This is a genomic window from Streptomyces sp. NPDC001027, from assembly GCF_040299045.1.
In the GTDB taxonomy this organism is placed as follows: Bacteria; Actinomycetota; Actinomycetes; order Streptomycetales; family Streptomycetaceae; genus Streptomyces.
The window spans coordinates 1-5520 of sequence record NZ_JBEPBI010000370.1 but is presented as its reverse complement, the minus strand read 5'-3'; the positions used below and the strand labels follow the sequence as shown (position 1 = coordinate 5520).

The window sequence follows — 5520 nt, the reverse complement described above, 5'->3', positions numbered from 1 at the left end:
CTCCCGATTCTCCCGCCGGGGTCGCGGCGCGGTCGCTCTCCGCCGCCGAAGCGACGGGCGGGGCGGGCGGCACGGGGTCGGGCGCGGGCGCCGCAGCGGCCGGGGCCGCCGACGGGTCACCCGCCGACCGCAGACGCGGCGTGCCGGCGACGGGCAGGCGGAGCAGTGCCTCGTAGGCCTGCTGCCGGGCCTGCAGCTTCGCGTTCAGCGGCTCCGGCCAGGCGGACGGCACGGCGTGGGTCCCGGCCGCGGCGATCAGTTGCTGCGGGGTGGGCCGCTGTGCGGGCTCCTTGGCCAGACAGGCGGTCAGCAGCGCGCCGAGTTCCGGGTCGGCCGCGGAGATCTCGCCGATCACCTCGGGGTGCGGTTCCTCGAACGCGACCCGGTGCATCACGTCGACGCCGGTGCCGTCGCCGAACGGGGCCTGGCCCGTCAGCGCGTAGGCCAGCGTCCCGGCGAGCGAGAACACGTCCGACGCCGTGTCGGAGCGGCCCTCCCTCAGGTGCTCGGGTGACATGTAGGCCGGGGTGCCCACGCGGTTGCCCGTACCGGTGATCGCGCTCGCGTCCGCGGCCTTGGAGATGCCGAAGTCGATGACGTGCGCGCCACGGACGGACAGCAGCACGTTGGACGGCTTCAGGTCCCGGTGCACGATCCCCTCGACGGCGAGCACGGCGAGCGCCCGGCCCAGTTCCCCCACGAGACGCCAGACCGCGGCCGTCTCCAGGGTGCCGTCCTCGCGTACGGCTTCGGCGAGGTCGAAGCCGGGGAGGTACTCCGTGGCCATCCACAGCAGTTCGTCCTCGAAGCCCGTGCCGCACAGCCGTGGCGTGTACGGCGTCCGAAGCCGGGCGTGCACCGACGCCTCCCGTTCGAAACGGCGCCGGAAGCTCGGATCCTCGGCGTACTCCGGCCTGATCACCTTCAGCGCGACCAGTTCGGGACTGCCGTCCGCGGGGCGGGCCAGGTAGACCCGCCCCATGCCGCCACTGCCTAACAGCGCGACCGGCATGTACGGGCCGACCCGCCTCGGGTCGCCGAGCCGCAGTGGCGAGGCGCCGGTCTGCCGCAGCGTGGCCGCCGCATCGTCAGCAGGCCCCGGTAGCTGTCCCGACAAGAATTCCCCCGAAGTGACTTTCGATGAACGTTAGTTCGCCCCCATGGGACACGAGGCTAGCCCAGCCTGTGCGTTCGTTCAGCAATTCGGTCACTTCTGTGGGATCGGCGGAGGCGCATAGTAGCCATGGGCATAGTGGTCATCAATATAGTAGCCATGGCTATAGAAGCCATGTACTCTTTCGGCTCGGAGGCGCTCCGTCTCCGACCGGCCGACGACAACACCCAGGGGAGAGCCCCATGACCGCCACTTCGCCCGGATCCACCGAATCCCGCCCGGCCGGCCCCATGGCCGACGCCCGGGCTCTCGGGCTGGCCCATTACGCCGCCCGGGGCGTCCTGGAGCACGTCCTGGCCCGCCACGGCATCTCGTTCGGGCAGCAGATCGTCCTGCGCGCGGCGGTCACCGCCGACACCCCGCAGCGCGCGGAGGACGTCGTCACCCAGGTCCGCGCCTCCCTCAAGGCCGATCCGGCCGACGTCCGCGCCGCTGTCGACGAACTGCTGGCCCGTCGACTGCTCCTCGCGGACGGCGGGCGTCTTCGTCCCACTGCGGCGGGGCGCGACCTTCTCGCAGTCGTCGGGGCGGAGGCCGCCCCCTTCACCGCCCGCATCTGGGGCGGGATAACCGCCGAGGATCTCGCCGCGGCCGGCCGCGTCCTCGCTCTCGTCGCCGAGCGCGCCGACGCGCAACTCGCGGCGCTGAACGCCGAAGGGCCGGACCGGGAGCGGGCCGACGGCGTCTGATGAAGCCCGGCGTCGCCCTTCCGCCTCGGCGCCACTCTTCCGCACCCTGCCGGGTGGTTCCCCCGGGCCGCTCCCGGCACGATGGAGCCGAGCGGCCAAAAGGCGTGAACGGCAGGAAAACGTGACGAAGGGTCCGACCTGATGAACGACCGTGCGTCCGGCGTGAAGGCAAGACCGCTGCGGGGCCGCGTCGCCTCCGCCGTCGCCGGTCTGGTGGCGACGGCGGTGGGTGCGACGGCCTTGGTCTCGTGCAGCAGCGGCGACGGTGACGACGGCGGCGCCTCCTTCACCCCGCGTCCCTCCGCTCCCGACACGGCCTCCTTCTCCGGAGCCGCGCCGTCCGCGCTCGCCTCACTCGGCGCCTCCGTCAAGGAGTCCGTCCGCGCCGCCGCTTCCGCCGCCGCCTCGTCGGCCTCGGCGCGGGCCTCGGAGTTCGAGGCGTCGGTGTCCGCGGAGGTCGCGCGCGCCAACCAGGCCGCCGAGAAGAAGCTGAAGGGCGTCGAAGGACGGGGCAACGCGATCGCGGACGTCTCGCTCACCGGAAAGCCGCGCACCGAGACGAGCGGCCTGCTGGCCGTCATCGTCAACATCACGAACAGCACGGACGAGACGGCGTCGTTCGCCGTCCAGGTCGACTTCCGCGACTCCGACGACAAGGTCGTCGAGACGCGCTTCGTCGGCGCGGACGACCTCGCGGCCGGCGCCCGGGCCCATCCCCTCGCCATCAGCCGCAAGCCGCCCGAGCCGGCACTGACCGCCGAGGTCGCCAAGGCAGAACGCTACTGAGCACGCCGGGCATTCTGGTCACACCCCCCCCGCGCCGCCCGGGTTCCTCGCGCTGCCCGGGCGGCGCGAGGAGCACTGCGGCGAACTCGGCGACCCTGGCGGTCAGGAGGCGGTCAGCCCTCCCGTGCAGGCTGCGCCGGGCTCCGGGGTCTGCGCGCCCTGCACGTACTTGAGCAGGAACTGCTCGACCCGGGCGTCGGAGGCCTTCTCGACCGTCAGTTGACGGCCCCACGCGGACAGGGTGATCGTCCCGGCCTGGGTCCTGACGGGGCTCATCAGCGTGTAGGGCGTCCTGTCGACCCTGGCGGCGAGGGCCTTGACGTCGGCCTCGGCGGCCCGGTCGTTGTACGTGACCCAGACGGCGCCGTGCTCGAGGGAGTGGACGGCGTTCTCGTTCGCTATGGCCTGGGTGTAGACCGTTCCGTCGCACGTCATCCACGCCTGGTGGTGGTCGCCGCCCACGGGAGGCTGCATCGGGTACGTGACGGCGCTGGCGACGTGGTTGCGGCCGAGCTTCTTGGTGTCCCAGGTCTTCTCACCGCGGACCGGCTTCTTCGCCGTGGCCGCCTTCTGCTCCTCCCGCTCGTTCGCGGCGTCGATGGCGTACGCACCCCAGCCGACGAGAGCGGTGACGATGACGCCGCTGACGGTGATGGTGAGGATGCGGTTGCGGCGCTCGCGGGCTCTCTCGGCGCGGCGCATCTCCTCGATGCGGTCCTTGCGGGAAGCGGCGGCGGCCTTCTTGCTGGTCTTGCTCATGGCAGGGTCGTCCTCGTCTCCGCCGTGCGGCGGTGAGTGCAGGGGGGAAGGAGGGACGCCGGTGCGCCCATGGGCGCGGGGCGTCCGTCTGGGGCCTGTGGTTCGGATCAGGTCGCACGGCAGCGACGGCGCTGTTCGGCGCCGCGTCTGAGGCGGGATCCGAACGGCAGGTCCTAGATCCGCTGCACCTTGAGGACGTGGAGATCGGGGGCGTTGCCGGAAGGCGGCAGACCGGTGGCCCGGACGGGGAGGGTCTGACGGACCGGTGCCGGAGAGCACGGCAGGACGACCGGCAACGGCTGGGGCGCCGTGGGGACCAGCGCGGGCCCGCCGTGCGCGGGCCGGGCGCAGCATCCGTCGCCCGTGTGGCAGTCGCCGGGATGCGCCGACGCCGTCGTCTGGTGCGCGGCGGACCGGCCGTCCGCCTGCGCCCGCGCGGCGGTCGTGACGGTGACAGGGGTCGCGGCGGCCACGGCGGTGACGGCGTGCGGGGAGCCCGCGGCGTGCGGGGCGGGCGCGGTGTGGGGCGTGGAGCCCAGGCACAGGGCCACGGCGGCGAGCAGCATCGCCAGTGCGGCACAGAGCGTCGCGACGGGTGGGATGGTCCCCACGTCACAACGTCTGCGCCGGCCCGGGCTGTTCATCACGGCGATGCTAGCGGTGTCGCCGCGCCCGCCGACGGCCGGGGCCGCGCCGCACGGTCACGCCCGCGGACGACCGGCCGGCCGAGGCGGGGAGTCGGCATGCTCCGGTGACCGTTGGTGTGGGCGCGCCGCCTCGGACGCGGCACGCCATGGGCGGCGGGGAGGGGCGGCGGGCGCCTGACCCCGCCCCCTCCCGCCGCCGCAGGCGCCCCGTCAGCTCTCGCTCGAGGAGCCCGACGAATCCGAGGAGTCGGAGGAGCCCGAGGAGTCGGGGGAGTCGGAGCCGCGCTTGACCAGCCACCACGCTCCGCCGCCGAGTACGAGGAGGGCGACCACGATCACGGCGACGAGGGCCCCGGAGGACATGCCGTCGTCCTCGTCGGCAGCCGAGTCGTCGGCGTCCGGTGAGGCGTTCGGCGTGCTCGGTGTGGTGGAGGGCGCGGAGGCGGCCGCACTGGGGGTCGGGCTCGGCGCCGCCGCGGTCGGGCTCGCGTCGACCGGCTTGGCGCCCGGGGCCGCGGCTTTGAGCTTCAGGACCGGCGCCGGCTGCTCGGGCTCCTTGCCGCCGGTGGGCAGCTCGATCCAGCGGGACACCTCGCCGTCGCTGTAGGTCTCGACGGTCTTGAACACGAGCTCCTTCACGTCGGGCAACTGCCGGACCTTGATCTTGTACTCGGCGTCGACTCCTGCTTTCAGCGCCGGGCCGGCGAGGGTGTAGCCGTCCGCGGCGGCGGTCAGTTTCCAGCCCTTGGGGCCCTCGTCGAGGGTGACGTCGGCGGCGGCGATTCCCTCGGGCAGCACGACTCGAAGGTCCTTGAAGCCCGCTGAGGCCGACTCGGCTTCGGAGACGAAGCTCAGGGTGACGTTCTCCGCGAGGGCCTGCGGCTTGTCCGCCTCGACCTCCGCGTGGGCGGCGGCCGGGGCGGCGAGGGCGAGGGTGGCCGTCAACGCGAAGGCGCCGGCGAGGACGAGACGTCGGCCGACGCGCGCCGCCGGACGGGTGGAGAGGGACATGGGGGACTCCTGGATGGCATGGGTGGATGCGGCCCCGCCGAGACCGGGGCCGGTGAAGGACCGGAGGGCGTCCCCGCCGTGGCGGTCCCCTGCGCACCACCGCGTGCTCCAGCACCTCCTCCCGTGCGTGCGCCGCCGCCTCGAAGAACGTGCCGGACCGACCGAGGGGCAGCCGGACAGCCGGGCGATCCGGATCGGTGACCGCCCGCGGCCGTATCAGGGCCAGCGCGGTCGCAGCGGCCCCGGCGAGGGTGCGAAGTGCGCCGAGCGCCGCCCCCATCCGGGCGTCCGCCCGATGCAGCAGCCAGGCCACCACGAGAGCGGCGGTCGTGTGCACCATGGTCATCGCCGCTCCGGCGTGATGCCATGCGTGGCCGTCGCCGACGGCGGCCATGTGCCCTGCGCGGACGGCGACGCCCCGACGGCCGGGGCCGGACACGCCTCGCACGCAGGG

6 protein-coding genes are annotated in these 5520 nt (G+C 73.8%); 2 read left to right on the top strand and 4 right to left on the bottom strand.

What is annotated here, in order from left to right; translation table 11 throughout:
* On the bottom strand, positions 1–982 hold a 982-nt coding region (locus ABT300_RS40775; RefSeq protein ID WP_502978098.1), incomplete at its 3' end, for a serine/threonine-protein kinase.
* 374 nt (positions 983–1356) lie between these two features.
* Between ABT300_RS40775 and ABT300_RS40770 the strand changes: the two genes are divergently transcribed.
* Both ABT300_RS40770 and ABT300_RS40765 read left to right on the top strand, forming a co-directional pair.
* Positions 1357–1863 carry a MarR family transcriptional regulator gene (locus tag ABT300_RS40770; RefSeq protein ID WP_351687274.1) on the top strand — a complete coding sequence of 169 codons (507 nt, stop codon included), beginning with the start codon at positions 1357–1359 and terminating at the stop codon, positions 1861–1863.
* Between the two features lie 141 nt (positions 1864–2004).
* On the top strand, positions 2005–2649 hold the full coding sequence (locus ABT300_RS40765) for a hypothetical protein (protein WP_351687271.1): 645 nt from the start codon (positions 2005–2007) through the stop codon (positions 2647–2649).
* Between the two features lie 102 nt (positions 2650–2751).
* Here ABT300_RS40765 and ABT300_RS40760 read toward each other — a convergent pair whose 3' ends face one another.
* From ABT300_RS40760 to ABT300_RS40750, 3 genes are all read right to left on the bottom strand, one after another.
* Positions 2752–3408: a thioredoxin-like domain-containing protein gene (locus tag ABT300_RS40760; protein ID WP_351687268.1), complete on the bottom strand. Its 657-nt coding sequence runs from the start codon at positions 3406–3408 to the stop codon at positions 2752–2754.
* Positions 3409–3581: 173 nt separating this feature from the next.
* On the bottom strand, positions 3582–4019 hold the full coding sequence (locus tag ABT300_RS40755) for a hypothetical protein (RefSeq protein ID WP_351687265.1): 438 nt from the start codon (positions 4017–4019) through the stop codon (positions 3582–3584).
* A 246-nt stretch (positions 4020–4265) separates the two neighbouring features.
* Positions 4266–5066, bottom strand: a complete 801-nt coding sequence (locus ABT300_RS40750; RefSeq protein ID WP_351687262.1) for a DUF1775 domain-containing protein — start codon at positions 5064–5066, stop codon at positions 4266–4268.
* Positions 5067–5520 lie beyond the last annotated feature (454 nt).

What these genes read in the sequence shown, in the direction of transcription:
- ABT300_RS40750 (WP_351687262.1), bottom strand. Translation starts at nt 5,066, where the DNA reads ATGTCCCTCTCCACCCGTCCGGCGGCGCGCGTCGGCCGACGTCTCGTC.
- ABT300_RS40770 (WP_351687274.1), top strand. Translation starts at nt 1,357, where the DNA reads ATGACCGCCACTTCGCCCGGATCCACCGAATCCCGCCCGGCCGGCCCC.
- ABT300_RS40765 (WP_351687271.1), top strand. Translation starts at nt 2,005, where the DNA reads ATGAACGACCGTGCGTCCGGCGTGAAGGCAAGACCGCTGCGGGGCCGC.
- ABT300_RS40760 (WP_351687268.1), bottom strand. Translation starts at nt 3,408, where the DNA reads ATGAGCAAGACCAGCAAGAAGGCCGCCGCCGCTTCCCGCAAGGACCGC.